General features: G+C 52.2%; 13 protein-coding genes. 8 read left to right on the top strand and 5 right to left on the bottom strand.

Annotation, left to right across the window (positions count from 1 at the left end; all coding sequences use genetic code 11):
- Nucleotides 1-278: 278 nt before the first annotated feature.
- The 7 genes from H7U12_RS02225 to H7U12_RS02195 all read left to right on the top strand — a co-directional run bounded on the left by H7U12_RS02225 (nt 279) and on the right by H7U12_RS02195 (nt 13,620).
- Nucleotides 279-1,043: a LuxR C-terminal-related transcriptional regulator gene (locus H7U12_RS02225; protein WP_186632196.1), complete on the top strand. Its 765-nt coding sequence runs from the start codon at nt 279-281 to the stop codon at nt 1,041-1,043.
- Between the two features lie 465 nt (nt 1,044-1,508).
- Complete coding sequence (locus tag H7U12_RS02220; protein WP_186632192.1) at nt 1,509-4,034, top strand: TonB-dependent receptor domain-containing protein; 2,526 nt, start codon at nt 1,509-1,511, stop codon at nt 4,032-4,034.
- Nucleotides 4,035-4,355: 321 nt separating this feature from the next.
- Nucleotides 4,356-5,258 (top strand): carboxypeptidase-like regulatory domain-containing protein, encoded by a 903-nt coding sequence (locus H7U12_RS02215; protein WP_206683851.1) that lies wholly within the window; start codon nt 4,356-4,358, stop codon nt 5,256-5,258.
- 130 nt (nt 5,259-5,388) lie between these two features.
- Nucleotides 5,389-6,297, top strand: a complete 909-nt coding sequence (locus H7U12_RS02210) for a carboxypeptidase-like regulatory domain-containing protein (RefSeq protein ID WP_186632185.1) — start codon at nt 5,389-5,391, stop codon at nt 6,295-6,297.
- Nucleotides 6,298-6,614: 317 nt separating this feature from the next.
- Complete coding sequence (locus H7U12_RS02205) at nt 6,615-9,152, top strand: TonB-dependent receptor domain-containing protein (RefSeq protein ID WP_186632182.1); 2,538 nt, start codon at nt 6,615-6,617, stop codon at nt 9,150-9,152.
- A gap of 459 nt (nt 9,153-9,611) precedes the next feature.
- Nucleotides 9,612-12,032, top strand: coding sequence for a TonB-dependent receptor domain-containing protein (locus H7U12_RS02200; protein ID WP_186632179.1), 2,421 nt, complete (start codon nt 9,612-9,614; stop codon nt 12,030-12,032).
- Nucleotides 12,033-12,321: 289 nt separating this feature from the next.
- Nucleotides 12,322-13,620: a hypothetical protein gene (locus H7U12_RS02195; protein ID WP_186632176.1), complete on the top strand. Its 1,299-nt coding sequence runs from the start codon at nt 12,322-12,324 to the stop codon at nt 13,618-13,620.
- Nucleotides 13,621-13,691: 71 nt separating this feature from the next.
- Here the strand turns inward: H7U12_RS02195 and H7U12_RS02190 are convergent, their stop codons facing one another.
- From H7U12_RS02190 to H7U12_RS02170, 5 genes are all read right to left on the bottom strand, one after another.
- Complete coding sequence (locus H7U12_RS02190) at nt 13,692-14,318, bottom strand: HD domain-containing protein (protein ID WP_186632173.1); 627 nt, start codon at nt 14,316-14,318, stop codon at nt 13,692-13,694.
- Between the two features lie 264 nt (nt 14,319-14,582).
- Nucleotides 14,583-16,439 (bottom strand): NAD(+) synthase, encoded by a 1,857-nt coding sequence (gene nadE, locus H7U12_RS02185; RefSeq protein WP_186632170.1) that lies wholly within the window; start codon nt 16,437-16,439, stop codon nt 14,583-14,585.
- A gap of 341 nt (nt 16,440-16,780) precedes the next feature.
- On the bottom strand, nt 16,781-17,443 hold the full coding sequence (gene rnc / locus H7U12_RS02180; protein WP_186632167.1) for a ribonuclease III: 663 nt from the start codon (nt 17,441-17,443) through the stop codon (nt 16,781-16,783).
- Between the two features lie 92 nt (nt 17,444-17,535).
- Nucleotides 17,536-18,786 (bottom strand): beta-ketoacyl-ACP synthase II, encoded by a 1,251-nt coding sequence (gene fabF, locus H7U12_RS02175; RefSeq protein WP_186632164.1) that lies wholly within the window; start codon nt 18,784-18,786, stop codon nt 17,536-17,538.
- 75 nt (nt 18,787-18,861) lie between these two features.
- Nucleotides 18,862-19,098, bottom strand: coding sequence for an acyl carrier protein (locus H7U12_RS02170; RefSeq protein WP_048919546.1), 237 nt, complete (start codon nt 19,096-19,098; stop codon nt 18,862-18,864).
- Nucleotides 19,099-19,274: 176 nt separating this feature from the next.
- Between H7U12_RS02170 and H7U12_RS02165 the strand changes: the two genes are divergently transcribed.
- Entirely contained in the window at nt 19,275-19,700 is a 426-nt protein-coding gene (locus H7U12_RS02165; RefSeq protein WP_186632162.1) for an IPExxxVDY family protein, read from the top strand.
- Nucleotides 19,701-19,702: the final 2 nt, after the last annotated feature.

Below are 19,702 nucleotides of genomic sequence, written 5' to 3'. Positions count from 1 at the left end.
CTGGCTTCTGCGTTTACCGCAGCGCCGGGGCTTTTCCGTTTAGGGCCTCTTTTCAGAAAACAAGCCCTAAAACAGAACGCCTCTCTCTGGAAGGTTTCATCGCTTGACAGAGCTTTTCAGCTATCGGTTGTAAGAGTGACTGCTCTCCCCTATAACCACGCGCTACTTTCTGATTGCCCAACGCGTGTTTCCCCGGCTTTAAATGTGTACCTTCAGTTACCAAGATTTTATAAGAAGAAAGAAATCCAACCTTATATCTCCAACAATCCCCCCTGGCCATGGACTTGCTTGCCTACGAATCTGCCAAAAAGATCTGGCGACAGATCACCAAAGAATCTACCGTTCCCGAGTTGGAGTTTGAGCTGGAGGTTCATAAAAAGCTGCTGAACATCTTTCAGGTGGGAGACTATTACTACTACATCTTCAATTGCCTGGAAGCCCAGATTGAGTACGTGCACGAAAATGTGACCTCGGTGCTAGGCTACCGGCCAGAAGACTTTACTGTGGCCAACGTACTGGCCCGCATGCACCCCGAGGATTTACCTTGGTTCCTGAACTTTGAAAACGCCGTGACCGAGTTCTTCACCCAATTGCCTCCGGATAAAATTCTCAAGTACAAGGTCCGGTATGATTACCGCCTCAGAAAAGCCGACGGCGAATACCTCCGGATTCTGCAGCAGGTGGTCACCATTCAGGCAGACGGGGCCGGCGGCGTTCTGCGCACCCTGGGCGTACACACTGACATTTCGCACCTCAAGCCCGAAGGCAAACCGGTTCTGTCATTCATCGGGTTAGATGGGGAACCGTCGTACATTGATGTCAACGTGAAAAGCATTTTCACCTCTGAGAAAGGAATCCTGAGCAAGCGCGAAAAGGAAATTCTGTCGTTGCTTATTGAAGGTAACCACAGCTCCCAGATCGGCGAGAAACTCTACATCAGCCAACACACCGTCAACACCCACCGGAAAAACATGCTGGCTAAAACCGGAGCCGCCAGCACCTCAGAACTAGTGGCGAAAGCGGTACGGGAAGGGTGGCTGTAACAGAGCCGTCTGTTTTTAGCCTGTTTTCAGAAAATCAGCCGGAAAACAGAGACGCACGTTTTATTGCTTCTGTAGCCTGCTGCCTGATAGCGTTTGCCTTAGTTTGCTTCCTCAACAGAATTCCGGCCGCTTCGGGCACCGCCTCGGTTGGTTATTTCATCCAACTAAGCTGGTCTGCGCATCGCTCCGTTTCCGGCCACTCTTTTTCTCTGCTTCCTGGCGGGCTCATACGCCAACACATTCATCCTCTTATACTTGCCCTACCCTGAATTGGGGAGGTTCTGTTAAGGTTTTGTTAAAAGCCTTCTTTTTGTAAACCCCGGTGTAATATTCACGAGGGGGCGCATACTAATGCAACAACTGAATAGATACTGATGCCAGTGGGTGGAGCCTTACGCCGGCCAAACTCCCCTTCTCACCTCGTCTTGTCAGTGACAAAAAGCAAACATCCTCTTTCACACCTGTATGAAAAAACTTCTGCTCTTAACCTTGTTAAGCTGCGCCACCTCTGCCCCGGTATGGGCACAGAACCCAGTTACTACTCCTCGTCCACAGGCAGCCCCGGCCGGTGTTGCTCCTGCGGTCCAAACCCAGGGAACCGGGAGAATCACCGGTACCATTGTAGACGCTGAAACCTCTAAACCGGTGGAGTTCGCCACCATCGCGCTTATCCAAACTGCCACCGGCAAGACTGTAGATGGCACCGTAACCGATGACAAAGGCCGGTTCACGCTCTCACGGGTAGCCAACGGCTCCTACACGCTTAACATCAGCTTCATTGGCTATGAAACCAAGGAAATGAAGCAAGTCACCATCTCAGACGGAGACCAGACCGCCAACCTGAACAAAGTGCCCCTGGCCCCTGCCCAGACCAAGTTGCAGGAAGTAACCGTGGTTGGCGAAAAGCCTTTGATTGAAGACAAGGTAGACCGCCTGGTGTACAACGCCGAAAAAGACATCACCAACACCGGGGGCACCGCCGCCGACGTGATGCAGAAAGTGCCTTCCATCTCGCTGGACCAGGACGGAAACATTCAGATGCGCGGCAGCGGCAACGTGCGTGTGCTCATCAACGGCAAACCGTCTACCATGATGGCCGGCAGCGTGGCCGATGCCCTGAAGCAGATCCCCGCTGATATCATCAAAAACGTGGAGGTAATCACCAGCCCGTCGTCCAAGTATGACGCAGAAGGCACCGCCGGCATCATCAACATCGTTACGAAGAAAAACAGCCTGGCCGGCATAACCGGCTCCACCACCCTTACCGCCGGTACCCGGGGCAGCAACGGCAACGCCAACGTGAGCGTGCGCCAAGGCAAACTAGGCGTCAACGTGAATGCGGGCGCGACCCGATTCTACAGCAAAGGCACCATGGACCAGACGCAGATCAGCCAGCAACAAGATTTAGAAACAGAAGAGATATTTGAAAATACGACCACGCAGTTGGGCACCAGCACCGTAGACGGCATGTTTGGGTTTGGGCAGTTGGGTCTGGACTATGACATCAATGAGAAAAACACCCTTTCAGCCGGCATCCGGGTGAACAGCGGTGAATTCAAGCTGCGTTCGCACCAACTGACTAATACCTTTGAGGCGGCCCAGAATGAAGCTAAGAATGGGTTCCTTGCCCCTCGCCTTACAGACAAATACAACCTGTCCATGAAGAACAACAACAACCGGTTGAGCATGGACCTGAACCTGGACTACACCCACCAGTTCAAGAAACCGCAGCAGGAGCTTACGTTGTTGGCGCTCTACAGCCAAACCGACCAGGACAACAGCATGAACCTAGGCTACTATGAACTGGAAGGTCCGTTGCGGTTCAACAACATGAACGAGAACGAAGGCCTGAACAAAGAACTTACCTTCCAGGCAGATTACGCCCACCCCATGCCTAAAAACACGTTGCTGGAAGTAGGCGCCAAAGGCATTCTGCGCGATGTGTCCAGTGAGTCTCTGTATAACGGGGTGGACCTCAACGGAGCATTCACCTATGACCAGAACGTATTGGCTTCTTACGTCTCTTACGGGTTCAACCTGAACAAGAAGACGGCCCTTAGACTTGGCGGCCGCTATGAGTACACCGACGTAGCCGGCGATTTCGTTAACCCAGAGCAGGACTTCGCCACCAACTATGACAACTTCATTCCCAACATCACGCTGGCGTATGACCTGAAGCCTAACATGAAGTTGCGCACCACCTTTACCCAGCGTATCCAGCGGCCACAGTTGTTCTTCCTGAACCCCTACCGTCAGCAGCAAGGGCTTAACGTAACGTATGGTAATCCAGAATTGGATGCCGAACTCACCAATTCTTATGAGATTAATTACAGTACCTTCTTCAAGACCACCTCTGTTAACGTGTCTGCTTATATGCGCACCACAGACAATGCCATTGAGTCTGTTTCTGAAGTGGTAAATAATATCACATACACTACCTTCAACAACATCGCCAAAAACAAAACCTATGGTATGAGCTTGTCTGGGTCCACTAAACCCATTCCGGCCTGGAACATCAACGGAAACATCAACCTGTATTATGTAGACCTCAATGCCCCGCTTGCCTCTAATGATGGGTTGATGTACAACATCAACGTCAGCTCTGGGTATACCATTGGCAAAGGCGTGAGCGCCCAGTTCTCCGGCGGGTTCAACTCTTCGCGCGTGCAGTTACAGGGCGAGGCCTCTTCGTTCTCCTACCACAACCTGGCCATCAGAAAGGAACTGTTTGAGAAAAAAGGAGGCATCAGCTTAGGAATGGACAACCCTTTCCGGAGAGCGCTTACGTTTGACAACCGCCTGGCCGGCAGAAACCAGAGCAATGTCCTACCGTTCAGCACCAACTCTGAAATAAAGCAGTACAACCGCGGTTTCAGGCTGACGTTTGAGTACCGGTTCGGGAAGATGCAACAGCAAGGTCCGCCTAAGCGCAAGAAATCCATCCGGAACGATGACGCCAAGCAGGGCGATAGCAACGGAGGCGTTCAGTAATACCTCTTCTTTGAAATGGATGAAAGAGCGATGGCACTGCTGCCATCGCTCTTTTTCTTTAGGCTGTTTTAGGGCCGCTTTTCAGAAAATAAGCTAAAATTGATAATAAACTGCTTTTCTACAGCAATATACCCTACTTCTATATACAATAGTTTATATATAGAGGCCGTTATAGTAGCGTCACAAGAACAGCAAGTCCCGTGCTTTCGCTCAAGCCCTGAGTTTTCCTGTACACGCTGCTTTTGACGGCTATGCTTATTCGGTAATTTTTCTCAAGCTTTCCATTTTCATCACCTAATCAGTTCCCCCATGACCCAGTGTATGAATGCCCTGTTTTCTATGTGCCTGCTTTTGGTGCTGTGTTCGCCGGTAGTGTCCCGAGCCGCTCTCCGGCTGGAGCAAACCCCACAAAAAGGTCTTATTACCGGAACAGTAGTGGATGCTGGTACGGGCGAAACCATTGGCTACGCCAGCGTGGGAGTGGTGGAGACGGAGACCGGGACCATCGCAGATGAGGAAGGAAGCTTTTCGCTGACCGTCCCCGAGGCGCACTTCGGGAAAACGCTCCGGATTTCGGCCATCGGCTATACCCCCAAAGATGTAAAAGTGGATGATCTGATAACCCAGACCACGCGGGAGAAACGGGTGAAGGTCTCTTTAACGGCCACGCCCGTAGCCTTACCCGAGGTTCAGGTAAACGCCAGTACCTGGAAAAAGAAGCTGATGGGCGGCAAGCTGGGTACCCAGACCAAATTCACCCATTCCTTTATCATTTACCCGCGGCCGCTGCCGGCGAACTTCGGGCGGGAGATTGGCATCCAGATCGGTAATGGGTCGCACCTTTCGTTTCTCAACGAGATGAATTTCTACCTCCACACGAATAAATATGAGGAGGTCTTGTTCCGGGTCAACGTGTACTACCTGAAGAACGGAAAACCCGCCCGAAACCTGCTGCCCGAGCCCATTTACGTGAGCGTAGAGGACCGGAAAACCGGCTGGATCAAGGTGGACCTGGAACCCTACAACCTCTACGTGGAGGAGGACTTCGTGATCTCGCTGGAGTGGATTGACTGCTATCCCAGAACCCATTCCCAACAGCTCTCCCTCTCTGCCTCGTTGCCCGGTTTACAGACCACCTTATTCAAAGATGCCAGCCAATCTAAATGGACCAAAGTCCCGGCGGTTAGCATGGGCATGAACGTGGTCTTGCAGCAGAAAGAATAGCCCACCCCTACGTGAGAAAAGCCCTGCTCTGTTTTAGGGCAGATTTAAGTAAAACACCCTTAAAACGCGGCTGATTTGCCTCTAACAGAGTTGCCTGCTTTTGGTTTACCGTACACTGTCCCCCTTTGATATGCGACATTTTCTGAATGCCTTTGCCTCTGTTTTCCTGCTGGCAATGGTCTGTGCTCCCTTCACCGGGCAGGCTGCTTCCCGCTATCAGCACCCTGAGAAAGAACTTCTTTCCGGGAAGGTGATTACTGGTTCTGGTCAGGCCATTGCGTACGTAAGTATCGGTATTCTGGACGAAGCCGTGGGAACCGTTTCAGATGAGGCCGGTCGATTCTCTTTGTCCGTGACGGCTGCCCAGCGCACCAAGAAACTCAGAATCTCGGCTATTGGCTATGAGGCCCAAGAACTGAACATAGAAGCGCTGCTGAAAGGCCAGACCGCCCAAAACGGGCTGCTCATTACCTTGACTCCGGCCTCGGTGCAGCTTGCCGAGGTGAAAGTGGGCAACCGGAAATGGAAGAACAAAACCGTAGGTGGCCATGCCGGACCTATTACCATCTTCCATCACAACTTCGGAGTTTTCCAGCGTCCCATTGAGGAGAACCTGGGCCGCGAGCTGGGCATCCTGATCAATAACGGCCCTACGCCTTCTTTCCTGAGCAAACTGAACTTCTGTCTCACCTCTAACAAATATGATCAGCTGAAATTCAGGGTGAAGATTTACACGCTTCAAGACGGAAAACCGGCCCAAAACATCACGCCCACCAATATTCTTTATACGGTTAAAAACCAGAAGAAAGGCTGGCTGCAAATTGACCTGGAGCCCTACGGCATGTATGTAGACCAGGATTTCGCGATAGCTCTGGAGTGGATTGACTGCACGCCTAGAACCCAGAACAACAGCTTGACCATTGCCGCTTCCATGCCCGGTTTTCATACCAGTTTCTACAAAGATGCCAGCCAGGCGAAGTGGGATAAATGGTCTGCCGTGGGCATGGGCATGAACGTGGAGGTGCAACGGGAAGATTAGCTAGCTCCTCGCTGTGCGTATTAACCCTACCTGTTTTAGACGTATTTTCAGAAAATTGGCTGTAAAACGGACCGTCTGCAAAAGTGGAAGCAACCTTGGAAGTAGAAAGCGGTCATTGTTCCACGTGTGCAGCATTCTTCCGGGAAAATATATTCTTCAGGTGCAGTAAACCATTGCCCCAGATTCTTGTCAAAGAGTTTCTAGACTTTGTATTTCAGTTCTTTACTATACCCTACTTACGCGCTTTTATATTCAAAATTAAATTTCTTTCATATATATACTTTTAAGCAATTCTAACTCCTCTACAAACCCTCTTCATGCGTTCTTCTCTCTTGATTGCCTGCCTTTGTTGGGCGGCGGTATCGGCTGTACAGGCTCAAACGCCATCTCATGCTCCCCTTCCTTCTCCTGCAACGGTCGCAGGCGGAGGTGTGCAACGCGCCGCCGGGAAAATAAGCGGCGTGGTCACCGATTCTTCCACTAACAAGGCCGTGGAATTTGCCACCATTTCCTTGATTAATTCCGTCACCGGCAAACCCGTAGACGGCACCGTCACCGATGACCGGGGCCGCTTCACGTTGTCGCGCGTGGCCTTCGGGAATTACTCCGTCTCGGTGAGTTTTATCGGCTACGAGAGTTTCACCCGTACCGGCATCACGGTCTCAGAGAAAGACCCCGAGATTGAGTTGGGCCGCATCATCCTGAAACCTATCCAGAACAGGCTGAAGGAAGTGACCGTGGTGGGCGAAAAACCGCTAGTGGAAGACAAAGTGGACCGCATGGTCTACAACGCCGAGCAGGACATCACCAACATTGGCGGTAACGCCTCAGACGTGCTCAAGAAAGTACCATCTCTGAGCGTAGACCTGGACGGGAACGTGCAGTTGCGCGGCTCCTCTAACGTGCGGGTGCTCATCAACAACAAACCGTCCAGCATCATGGCTAACAGCGTGGCCGACGCGCTGCGCCAGATTCCCTCAGACATGATCAAAACCGTGGAGGTCATCACCAGCCCCTCGGCCAAATATGATGCCGAAGGCACCGCCGGTATCATCAACATCATTACTAAAAAGAACACCTTGTACGGCGTGAACGGGAGCACAACTATCTCAGTAGGTAACCGGACCGTGAACGGCAACGGCAACGTGAACGTGCGGCGGGGCAAGGTGGGGTTCAACGCCAGCATGGGCACGCACCAGCAATTCAACAACCGCAATGAGAGCCTGCTGGAAAGAACCGTCACGTACGGCACCGGCGCGGAGGCTTACCAAAGCAACCTGAATCAAATGGGGGAATCGAGACGCCGGGGCGGCGGGGTGTACGGGCAGGCCGGTTTTGACCTGGACATTGACTCCACCAACAACGTCACGGCCGGAGTAAGCCTCTACCAGGGCAGTTACCACAACCGAGGAATTCAGCAGTCCTTCCAGGACTCACCTGATTTGACGCAGCAGATTGACAACTTCGGCTGGGGCCGAAACAAAAGCCAATCGGTGGACCTGAATGTGGGCTACACCCATATTTTCAAGCCGCAGCAGGAACTCTCCGTTTTGGCGCAGTGGAACAAAGGAAACAACACCAGTATTAACAACCAAGACATTTTCCTAAACCAAGAAATGGTGCTGGATACGCTGCTGCGCAACACCAACGAAGGTACCAACCGCGAGGCCACGTTCCAGATAGATTACGTGCACCCGTTCCAGAACAAAACCCAGCTGGAGATTGGCACCAAGGGCATTCTGCGCCGCGCCGAAAGTGACGCGCTATACCGCCGCATCCGGTACTCCACCGGCACCGAGCAACTAGACCCCAACGAGTTCACCTATGACCAGGACGTGTACGCCACGTACGCCTCCTACGGCTTCAAGCTCAAGAACTACAACGTGAAAACCGGGGCCCGCTTTGAGTACACCAGCATTGACGGCCAGTACATTCAGCCCGCCCAGGACCCATTCACCGACACGTACTCCAACTTTATCCCCAACATTCTCGTGTCCAGAACCATCAAAAGCCAGACGTTCAGGGTAGGTTACACGCAGCGCATCCAGCGCCCACAGATCTGGTACCTGAACCCGTACGTGACTGTACAAGATTCCAAAAACGTGTCGTTCGGGAATCCTGAGCTGGAGCCAGAGTTGGCCCACGCCTATGAGTTGGGGTACAGCAATTACTTCAAGACCAGCTCCATCAACTTGTCTCTGTATCTGCGCCAGACTAACAACGCCATTGAATCCATCCGAAGGGTTTTCAGGGAAGGAGATGCTTTACCGGAAAATGCGTCACCCGTATTGATTGACATCCTGGAACGAGAGGAAGACGTGGCGTACACTACGTTCCAGAACATCGGGAAGAACGCGACCTATGGCATGAGCCTTTCGGGGAATACCAAGCCGGTACCCAAGTGGAACGTGGGCGGCAGCATGAACCTGAACTACATCACGCTGCGGAGCACGCTCCAGAACAACTCGGGCATGCAGTACAGCTTTAACCTCAACTCGGGCTATGACTTTGGCAAAGGCTTGGCGGTACAGGCATTCGGGTCGTACAGTTCGCCGCGGCCTAGCGTGCAGGGTAAGTTCTCGGGCTATTACTTCTCCAGCTTCAGCGTACGCAAGGAGCTCTGGAACAAAAAAGGCAGCCTGACGGTGGGCGTAGACAACCCGTTCTCCAAGGCCATCAAGTTCACCTCTGACCTGGAGAACGACAACTTTACGCAGTACACCGAGAACCTGAACTACAACCGCGGCGTGCGGATGAGTTTCTCGTACCGTTTCGGGAAAATGGACATGAAACAGCAGCCCCGCAGCAAACGCGCCATCCGGAACGATGACGCCAAGGGCGGCGAATCTAACTAACCACTATTCCCAAACAAAAAAGGAGCGCCTGCCACGGGTGCTCCTTTTTTGGCCACCATTGTTGGTGTTCTCACCAACAATCCTAGCACAGGAGCCGTCCCGCTTGCTGGTGAGAACACACAGCAAGGGCTAGTGTTCATTGCTGTTTCTTTGCTAAACACATTCTAATTCCTGCTTCCATGCATCCAAAGCCACAGACGCCCAACTTTTAGCAGATGAAAGTTGGGCGTCTGTTTTAAGGCCGGTTTCCGGAAAATATCACAAAAGTAAAATATTATTGGCTGGTGAAGCAACCCTTGGGGGAGGTCTCTCATCTATTGGATAGCTGCGCAAGCGACACTGCTCTTTTTCAATTTCATAATGCCGTTTATGGCCCGTTTTCAGGAAAGCACCCCTCCCGCGAAACAGCCATAGGTCAGCAACTGCCAAACCAAACAGCCAAACTTTATCCTCCACTCTATGCGTCTTTCCCTCCTCTCTTTGCTGTTCTTTCTTTGTTGCTTCTCTTCTAACTTGCTCGCGCAAACAGCACCGGCGGCCGCGGGCGGTGGTAAGGTGACGGGCGTAGTGGTAGATTCGGCCTCGGCCAAGCCCGTGGAGTTTGCCACTATTTCGCTCATCAGTGCGGCCAGCGGCAAGCCCGTAGACGGGACCATCACCAATGCCCAGGGCCAGTTCACCCTTCCCAATGTCGCCCACGGCACTTATACGCTTTCGGTCAGTTTTTTGGGATTTGATGCCAAAACGCTGCCGGCTTTCTCCCTTACGGAGGCCAACAAGACGGTGCATTTCCCGAACATCGGGTTAAAAGCGAGCGCCACCAAACTGAAGGAAGTGACCGTGGTGGGCGAGAAACCGCTGGTGGAAGACAAAGGTGACAAGCTGGTGTACAACGCCGAGAACGATGCCAGCAACCAAGGCACCACGGCCTCAGACGTGCTCAGGAAAGTACCGTCGGTGACGGTAGATGCCGATGGCAACGTGCAATTACGCGGTAGCTCCAACCTGCGAGTGTTGATTAACGGAAAGCCCTCCAGCATTCTGGCCAACAACCTGGCCGAAGCCTTAAAGCAAATTCCCTCTGACATCATCCGGAACGTAGAAGTGATTACCAGCCCCTCGGCCAAGTATGACGCCGAAGGCACCGCCGGCATCATCAACATCATCACCAAGAAGAACAGCCTGCAAGGCGTGAATGGGCAGGTTTCAGCAACGGCAGGTAACCGGGGCCGGTATACCAATGGCAGCCTCAATGCCCGCCGGGGTAAGTTTGGGGCCAATGCCAGCCTCAGCTTGTACGGCAACAACAACCATAGTGAAGCTTCGCTAACCCGCACGCCTAAACTGGCCGATATCTCTTACCTGCGCCAGGAAGGAACTTCGCGGCAGTTGAACAACGGTCTGTACAGCCAATTGGGGTTTACGTTTGACCCAGACACGCTGAACACCTTCAACCTGGAGTTCGGCACATACAGAAACAGATTTAGAGGCACCCGTTTCCAGCGCACGGAAGACAACCGGGGCATCCAGCTCTATGACCTGAACAACCGGTGGAACGGCTCGGGCCTGGATATGAACTTCGGGTACACGCACACCTTCAAACCGCAGCAGGAACTGTCTGTGCTGGCCCAGGTGAACCGCGGCAATTCGCATGACATCTATGACAACAGCATCATGACGCTGGAGAATGCTTTCGTGTCGCGACAGCTGAACGACAATGATGCGCCTAACCGCGAGAAAACGTTTCAGCTAGATTACACCCAGACCTTCAAAAACGCGTCCCGGCTGGAGCTAGGGCTCAAGTCCATCTTGCGCGATGCCACCAGCAACGCCCAGTATAATTTCTTCAGGCCCGGCAAAGCCGATTCGCTGGCCATCAGTAATTTTGACTTCGACCAAGATGTGTACGCCACCTATCTCACCTACGCTTTCAGCCTGAAAAAGAAATACAACTTCAACCTGGGTTCCCGCTACGAGTTCACCAACACCAAAGGCGTGTTTCTGAATACCGCCAAAAATGAGCCCGACCTGGTGCGCTCCTCGTTTAAGAACGATTACCAGAACTTCATTCCCAGCGTGACCGTCTCGCGTACGTTCAAACAGATTCATACCGTGAAGGCCAGCTATACCCAGCGTATTCAGCGGCCGCAAATCTGGTATCTGAACCCGTTTATGCAGCAGGAAGACCCCAACAACGTGTACCAGGGCAATCCGGAGCTGGACGCCGAGCTCACCCACGCCTACGAACTGGGCTACAACACCTACTTCAAGACCACCTCCATCAACGCCTCGCTGTTCTACCGCCAAACCGACAACGCCATTCAGCAGATTAACCGCGAGGCGGGCCCTAACGTGATTCTGACCACCCCAGAAAACATCGCCAAAAACAAAGTGTACGGAGTGAGCTTATCGGGTTCTACCAAGCCCGTGCCTAAGTGGAGCATCAGCCCCAACTTCAACCTCAGCTACGTTGATTTGAAGGGCGAAACCCTGTCTAACTCGGGGCTGCAATACAACCTAAGTTTGAACACCAGCTATGAGTTCAGCAAAGGCATTACGGCGCAATTCTACGGCAACTACAACTCCCCCACCCAAACGGCTCAGGGTGAGTGGGGGAGTTACTTCTTCAGCAACGTGTCTATAAAGAAGAAATTCCTGAAAGACAAGGCCAGCCTGAGCCTGAACGTGGGCAACCCGTTCAACAAAACCCTCCGGTTCACCTCTACCATCAACACCCCTGCTTTCGTGCAGGAATCCATCAACGCGAATTTCGCCCGCCGGATTGGCGTCACGTTTAACTACAGCTTCGGGAAAATGGATTCGGCCCAGCGCCAGAAGAAATCCATCCAGAACGATGATGCCATGGGCGGCGGTAAATAAGCTGCTTTTTCTCTGAGATGCGTTTAGAGGCTGTTTTTGAAAAATGGCCTCTAAACGCATTTTGCATTGACCGTTATAATCTTGATATTAAACCCATTAAGAGCTTCTTATTTACCGGCTAATTAGAAAGTTTATCCTGATGCGGGCGACTTGTTGTACTCCCGTTTTGGAGCTACTTTTCTGAAAACAGCCTCTAAATAGAAACCTTCAAAAGGCCTAAGCAAACGCTTGCATCAAAGGCAAAAAAACACTCTACATAGCTTTATTTTATCTTCTATTTTATCCCTGCATGAAACGATATTTCGCCACCCTGGCCCTCAGCCTCTTCGCCCTTGCGGTGGGCTTCGCGCAGAAAAAAGCGCAGCGCGTTGTTACCACCGACGTTGACAATTTCTGGGTGGCCTATGACAGCATGCGCACCACTCAGGACAGCGTAAAGCAGCTGCATTACTTGCAAACGCTGTACCTGGATAAAGGCACGCCCGGCCTAAAAGCCATGAGGGAGGTAAGGAATTACAAGCCCGAGGAATGGGTAAACGCCATCAGAAAATACCCGAAATTCTGGAACTCCCTCAGGCCCCGTACCCAACTGGCCAAATCCGGGGCCGACGGGCTGGAGCCGCACCTGAAGAAACTCCAGCAACTCTACCCGCCGCTCAAACCCGCGACTATCTACTTCGCCATCGGGGTTTTCCGGACCAGCGGAACATACAAGGACAGCCTGGTGCTGGTTGGGGCCGAACTGGTCACCGGCAATGCTTCGGTAGACGTCTCTGAGTTGCCCCAAAACCTACAGACTTTCCTGCGCCAATACTACTCCACTAATCCATTCCAGAACATGATTCCGCTGAACGTGCATGAGTATGTGCACACCCAGCAGAAATGCCTGGGCAATATGCTGTTGGGCACTGCTCTTATGGAAGGTGCCTGTGACTTCATGACGGAACTGGTGACCGGCAAAACCATGCCGCTCCCCTACATGGAATATGGCCCGGCGCACCTGCCTGAGTTGAAGGAGAAATTCAAGGCAGAGATGTTTGAGACCTGGGATGGCAACTGGTTCTACAACCGGAACGATCCACATCCTGACCTCGGCTACTTCATGGGCTATGCCATCTGTAAAGCGTATTATGCCCAGGCCAAAAACAAACAGCAAGCCATCAAAGAAATCATTGAACTACAGTATGACGATGACGCCGCGGTAGAAGCTTTCCTGACCCAATCTAAATTTTACCAGGAGCCCATCAATAAAGCCCAGCTGCGCAAGGCCTATGCGGCGCAAAAACCAGTTATTACGCGCATCATTCCTTTTGCGGGGGCAGATAGTGTGCTAGACGCTACCGTGAAGGAGATACGTCTGGAATTCTCTTCCCAAATGCTGCGCTTTCAGGCAGCGGATTACGGCTCTGGCGGAGAAGCGTCGTTCCCCGTGGTAGGCCGCGTGGGTTTCTCCCCAGACATGAAATCCTATGGGTATAAAGTGGACCTTAAACCGGGCCGTTCTTACAGTTTCAAGATAAGTGGTTTCAGGGCCACCGATGGCAAACCTCTGGACTCGTATGAGATAAGGTTCAGGACGAAACCTTAACGCTGTTCATTTGTCTTTCCCTGCAAATTGCGTTTAGGGGCTGTTTTTCCAAAAAGGGCTCCTAAACGCAATTACGCTTCTGGCGCTTCCCAGGAAGGTCGCTCCCGTCGCTCCTCTAAGGCAAACAACGCTTTTTGCACCTCATAACAGGCCAACAGGTACAGCTTGAACGGCTCGGCTTTCTTCAGTACTTCCAGCAGCGCCACAATCTCCGGAATATACACGCGCGCGAAGCTGAAATCGTGTTCCAAAATGTCACGGGTGTTGTCAATGATGTCGGCGAGCTTGATGGTCTGGGCCCGGGCCGAGATATGCGCCTGCCGTTCCACCTCCATCTGTTTGCGCCGTTTCCGGTTATAACCGGGAGCCTGCTGTTTGGTGAACTGGTCGGTGAGTTCTTCCACCATCTCCAGCACCTCCGTGGGTTTCACAATGGAACCGTCGCAGGCTTCCTCCAGAAACGCCAGCATTTCTTGTTCGGTCACAGGCGTGTCTTCCAGTACATCATGCAGCAGCGCGGCCATCACCATGCCGGTGGTTCCGCCATAGGCCATCACCGTTTGGGCTACCCGCTCCAGGTGCTTCACGTACGGTTCATTGTGGTATTTGCGCCGCTGCTCGCCGTGGGCGGCCACAGCGAATTCCCACGCCTTGCGCTCCAGCGTATTGAAAGAAGGCGGACATTCCAGATTTTCCATAAAGCCTGCACAAAAAAATTGTCTGATAGCACTGAGGCGTTTAGGAGCCGTTTTTTAAAAAACAGCCCCTAAACGCCCCGGCACCTACAGGTACTGTTTAGCAAGGCACGGAAGTAATTTCCGCACCATAGTAGCTCATTCTGTTGACAAGAATCTCTGTTTAAGGTCTGCTTTTCAGAAAACAGCCCCAAAACAGAAGCGTTACCAAAGTCCTAATCAGCACATCTTCTAATCAGTACATTAGCACATCTCCAAATTTCCAAATCAACCCAGTTCGCTCAGTTCCTGCCGAAAACTGCCGCTGAGGATAGGGAACCGAAGCCAGCTGCGCGGGTCCACGTTGTAGTCGTCCAGGTGGAAGGCGGGGGCGTAACGTTCGCGTTTCCACTGGTTACGGCTCCAGAGCGAGTAAAAACGCTGGATGAACTGGCGTAATTGATCGTCTGGATAAGTGCCTTTCAGTTTCTCAAACACCTGCTTCGGCGACAGCCGATCATAGAACGCCAGCCGCTCAATCTGGTTCAGGAGCGGGTACGGCATGAGGTCTTCCTCATCGGTTTGGGTGTTCTCCAGGGGCCGCAGTTCCGCCGAAGGCTGTAGGTTGTTCACATACTGCAACCCTTCGTAGCCCAGCTGCAACTGCGCCCACACCAGCCACTGCCGGATGAAGGCTTTGTCGACGCCCGCGATGGGCGAAATGCTACCTGCCGTGTCGCCGTCCATGGTGGCGTACCCCACACTGGCCTCTGAGCGGTTAGAAGTGGCTAACAGAAGCGAATTCTTGAGGTTGGCCAGCATCCAGATACCGGGGGCCCGCACGCGAGCCTGAATGTTCTGCAACGCGAGGTCGTCCTGCTCCCAGGTAAGCTCGCGGCCGATGACGTGCTCAATCTTGCCCCGGTAGCTTTTCACCTCCTCGTCAATGGTCCAGTTATAGAAAACCGCGCCAATGGATTTGGCCAGCTCCTCGGCCGAACGGTAGGTATCATCTGAGGAGTTGACGGTGCCCTGGTACGCGGTGACCAGTAATTTGCCCACCAGTATGTTTCTGACTTCGGTGATGGTCAGTTGACTGTATTGCGCAATCTCCTCGGGCGTGAGGCTGTTGGTTTTCTGGGCAAATTCCTCCAGCCCGATTTCCTCCACAGCCCGGCGCACCATCTCGGCCACGGCCACGGCACACAAAGAAGAATCGGCACCGCCGCTTAACGAGAGGACAAACCCGCGGCTCCGGCTTTTGCGCAGATAATCAAAAAGGGCCAGCGAAATGGCCGAGATGAACTCCATGTTCTCGTCTACCGGCAACAGATCCATTTCCACCGGCGGCAGCGGGGTTTCAAAAGAGACTTCGGCACACTCAAAATCGACGCTCTTGAACGAAAGCAGCTGATTGCGCAGCAGCAGATTCCCGTTCTGCGCGATAATAATTTCGCCGTCGTAGATCATTTTGCCTGCCTCGTTGCCCAGCAGGTTCACGTACAGATAGGTGCATTCAAACTGCCGCGACGCGTCTACCACCAGATGGTAGCGCACATCGGTTTTGCTCATGGCAAAGTGGCTGGCGCTGGGGTTGATGATGAGCTGAACGCCTTTGGGCTTGTGCCGATAGGCGGGCCGGTTTTCATTGCGCCAGGCATCTTCGCAGATCTCAAAGGCGAATTTCACTCCTTGGTGCTCATAAATAATGTCCCCAATCTGGTACGTCTGACCCTGTACCTCAAACTGCTCCACGGTATCCGGCACCCAGGAGCTGAACCAGCGCGGCTCATAGTGCACACCGTCGTTGGCCAGAAACTGTTTGGCGGTGAAGCCCAGAATTTCCTTGTTCTTGATGACGCAGGCGGTGTTGTAGGTGGTATTGTTCAGCCGGATGGGTAGGCCCACGCAGACAATCACGTCCTCGCACCACTCCTTTATCTCCAGCAGGCGCTCAAAACACTCTACACTCACCCACTCACTCAGGAACAGATCCTCGCAGCCGTACCCCGGAATACTCATTTCGGGGAGGCACAGGATGTCCACGTTCTCTGCTTTGGCCTGTTCAATGGCGGTTTTGATGTTGCGGAGGTTATTTTCCCAATCCAGGGGAGTTTGGTTGAGGGCGGCGCCGGCAAGTTTCATAGGTAGGTTGGGTTTTGGCCTTTTTAACGCAAGAACGGCCTTGCGAGTTAAAATACGCGGTGTTCAGGCTACGGCAAATACGCAGCCACACGCCCACAAAACTAAGAACCTGGTCCGTACAACCAAGAAATACGGAGAAAACTCAGCAGAAGAGCCACTCCACCAGTAACCGAAACGGCACGAAAATGTAGGCCGATCCCTTGTGGTTGCCCTTGCACGTTTTGTTACGATGCAATAGAAGGGCAATCACAGGGGATTACCCCCATAAGAAAATTGTCAACGGGTTGGAGTATTGTTTTGAGGACGATTTCAGGAAAAGCGGCCTAAAACGGAGAAGGGAATTAAGGGAGGTTGATGCCGGTGGCTTTCAGCACTTCCATGCTTTTCTCGGCGGCGGCTTGTTCGGCTTTTTTCTTGGAAAGACCGCTGCCGCTGGCAATGATGTCATTGTCTACCACCACGGCGGCCGTGAACTCAGTAGTGGAGCCGCTCTGTTTCTGCCCTACAATCTCAAACCGGATGCTGCGGTTCTGGCCCTGCGCCCACTCAATGAGTTTGCTCTTGAAATTGCTGGTGGTGGTGGTGAGTTGGTGCAGGTCAAAGTGTGGTTTGACCAGTTTCTTCAAGATGAAGCGTTTGGTGTCTTCGTAGCCTTTGTCCAGATACACGGCGCCTACCAGGGCTTCCAGGGCGTTTCCGTTGATGAACTTGTGCCGGGTCACGCCGGAGATATTGTCTACTTTGATGAGCGAGTGCAGGCCCACCTTTACGGCCAGGCTGTTCAAAGACTCACGGTTCACCATGCGGGACCGGATTTCGGTCAGGAAACCTTCGTCTTTGTAGGGGTATTTTTTGAACAGGTATTCGGCAATGACCGCGCCTAGAATGGCATCACCCAGGAACTCCAACCGTTCGTTGGTTTCCTGGCTGCCATTCAGATTCTGGCGCACATACGAGGTATGCGTAAACGCCAGTTGATATAGGTGCAGATTGTCTGGCGCCATTCCCGTGATATGGGTAATGGCGTTTACAAAAGCTTTGTCTTTGTAAAAGAATTTGTGGATTGCGCGAAAGACCGGTCTGATCGGGCTCACTGCTATTCAGCGAATTTCTTGAAAATCACAGAGGTGTTGTGTCCGCCAAATCCGAAGGTATTGCTTAACGCAATGTTTACTTCGCGCTTCTGAGCCTCGTTAAAGGTAAAGTTCAGGCGAGGATCAATGTTTTCATCATCGGTGAAGTGGTTGATGGTAGGCGGAACAATGCCGTTCTGGATAGCCAGAATAGCCGCTACTGCCTCCACGCCGCCTGCACCACCCAGCAAATGCCCGGTCATACTCTTGGTAGAGCTGATGTTCAGGTTATAGGCGTGCTCTCCAAAAACTTTCTGGATTGCGGTCACCTCGGCCCCATCACCAAGCGGTGTACTGGTTCCGTGGGTATTGATGTAATCTACCTGGTCTGGGGTAATACCTGCATCACGCAAGGCATTCTGCATCACCAGCACTACGCCTTCGCCGTTAGGGTCTGGGGCTGTGATATGGTACGCATCTGATGACAGGCCACCGCCAATCACCTCGGCGTAAATCTTGGCTCCGCGGGCTTTGGCGTGCTCATAGCTTTCCAGCACCAGCGCACCGGCACCTTCACCCAGCACAAAACCATCACGGTCTTTGTCATACGGCCGGGAGGCCGTCAAAGGATCATCGTTCCGCTCACTCATGGCTTTGAGGGCATTAAAGCCGCCAATACCAGACTCCGTGATCGCTGCCTCAGAACCGCCGGTCACCACCACATCGGCCATGCCCAGTCTAATGTAGTTCAAAGCAGCCACAATAGAGTCTGAAGAAGAAGCGCAGGCAGAGGTGGTTACAAAGTTAGGGCCTCTGAAACCGTACTTGATAGAAATGTTGCCGGAGGAACTGTCGGCAATCATTTTAGGGATAAAGAAGGGATTGTACCGTGGGGTACCGTCTCCTAAGCCAAACTGAATGGACTCATCCTGGAAAGTCTTCAAACCGCCAATGCCAGAGCCCCAGATCACGCCTACGCGGTCTCTGTTCACATTCTCCAGAATGCCTGAGTCGGCAATGGCTTCATTGCTGGCAATAAGGGCAAACTGGGTGAAGTAATCCATCTTTCTACCTTCTTTCTTTTCAAAGTAGTCTTCTGGATTGTAGCCTTTGATCTCGCAGGCAAACTGGGTTTTAAACTTACCGGCATTAAAGCGAGTAATAGGCGCCGCGCCGCTTACCCCATTGGAAAGCCCATGCCAGTATTCTGCCACGGTTTTACCAATTGGGGTGAGCGCGCCTAGGCCTGTTACAACAACTCTCTTAAGCTCCATACGCTGCTAGTAGAGGGGAAGAACCTATATTGATTAGGTAAAATTGGATCGATAGAAGAAAAAAGAGGGAGGAGATTACTTCGCGTGCTCTTCCAGGTAGCTGATCGCTTGGCCTACCGTTGCAATGTTCTCGGCTTGATCATCTGGAATAGACACGTTGAATTCTTTCTCGAATTCCATGATCAATTCTACTGTATCAAGAGAGTCGGCACCCAGGTCGTTTGTAAAGCTAGCCTCAGGCGTTACCTCAGATTCTTCAACGCCTAATTTGTCAATAATGATAGCTCTTACTTTTTCTGCGATTTCTGACATTTTTTTAGAAGTTTTTTAAAACACAGTGCAAAGAAATAGATTTGGCGACACAAAATCAAACAAATCACAAGAGATTGTTTTATTCTGATTCTTTTCTAAAAAGTTCACTTGAGTTTCCAGTTGTCTTCTTTAAATTGCCAACCCAACTTTTCACTTACCCAAGAGTACCGCAACGCATGAAATCTTTCCGTTTAGACGTTGAATACGATTTTGATTTCGACTTGTATGGCGTGGTGTCCTCTAGTAAAGAACATACGTTAGCTTGGGCGCTGAACAAGTATTTCCGCATCCGGTTGGTGAAACAGGCCGACCTCTGCATTGACTTTCTGAACAAAGGCCGGTTGATCATCTCCAACTACCTGCACCGCGCCGAGCACGGCACGCTGCGCTTGTTCCGGAACCGCTCAGTGGGCACCAGCACCCTGGCCTCCCCTTTTCTGATCCCCGACATCAAAGAATATGATTATGTGATACAGGTGTCTGGCGGGCTCAGCCATTTACAGCAAGAGCTCCTGCAGACCCTCAATGCCGTGCCGCTGGTGCAGTACGTGCGTTCCTTTGACCCTCATTGTTTACGTTATAAAGAAAACCTGCTTTTTTAGCT

It is taken from the genome of Rufibacter sediminis, from assembly GCF_014269285.1.
GTDB lineage: Bacteria > Bacteroidota > Bacteroidia > Cytophagales > Hymenobacteraceae > Nibribacter > Nibribacter sediminis.
The sequence above is the reverse complement of the archived record's forward strand: the minus strand, read 5'-3'. Positions and strand labels throughout refer to the sequence as shown.

What these genes read in the sequence shown, in the direction of transcription:
- H7U12_RS02170 (WP_048919546.1), bottom strand. Translation starts at nt 19,098, where the DNA reads ATGTCAGAAATCGCAGAAAAAGTAAGAGCTATCATTATTGACAAATTA.
- nadE (WP_186632170.1), bottom strand. Translation starts at nt 16,439, where the DNA reads ATGAAACTTGCCGGCGCCGCCCTCAACCAAACTCCCCTGGATTGGGAA.
- H7U12_RS02225 (WP_186632196.1), top strand. Translation starts at nt 279, where the DNA reads ATGGACTTGCTTGCCTACGAATCTGCCAAAAAGATCTGGCGACAGATC.
- H7U12_RS02205 (WP_186632182.1), top strand. Translation starts at nt 6,615, where the DNA reads ATGCGTTCTTCTCTCTTGATTGCCTGCCTTTGTTGGGCGGCGGTATCG.
- fabF (WP_186632164.1), bottom strand. Translation starts at nt 18,786, where the DNA reads ATGGAGCTTAAGAGAGTTGTTGTAACAGGCCTAGGCGCGCTCACCCCA.
- H7U12_RS02195 (WP_186632176.1), top strand. Translation starts at nt 12,322, where the DNA reads ATGAAACGATATTTCGCCACCCTGGCCCTCAGCCTCTTCGCCCTTGCG.
- H7U12_RS02220 (WP_186632192.1), top strand. Translation starts at nt 1,509, where the DNA reads ATGAAAAAACTTCTGCTCTTAACCTTGTTAAGCTGCGCCACCTCTGCC.
- H7U12_RS02165 (WP_186632162.1), top strand. Translation starts at nt 19,275, where the DNA reads ATGAAATCTTTCCGTTTAGACGTTGAATACGATTTTGATTTCGACTTG.
- rnc (WP_186632167.1), bottom strand. Translation starts at nt 17,443, where the DNA reads ATGGCGCCAGACAATCTGCACCTATATCAACTGGCGTTTACGCATACC.
- H7U12_RS02215 (WP_206683851.1), top strand. Translation starts at nt 4,356, where the DNA reads ATGAATGCCCTGTTTTCTATGTGCCTGCTTTTGGTGCTGTGTTCGCCG.
- H7U12_RS02210 (WP_186632185.1), top strand. Translation starts at nt 5,389, where the DNA reads ATGCGACATTTTCTGAATGCCTTTGCCTCTGTTTTCCTGCTGGCAATG.
- H7U12_RS02190 (WP_186632173.1), bottom strand. Translation starts at nt 14,318, where the DNA reads ATGGAAAATCTGGAATGTCCGCCTTCTTTCAATACGCTGGAGCGCAAG.
- H7U12_RS02200 (WP_186632179.1), top strand. Translation starts at nt 9,612, where the DNA reads ATGCGTCTTTCCCTCCTCTCTTTGCTGTTCTTTCTTTGTTGCTTCTCT.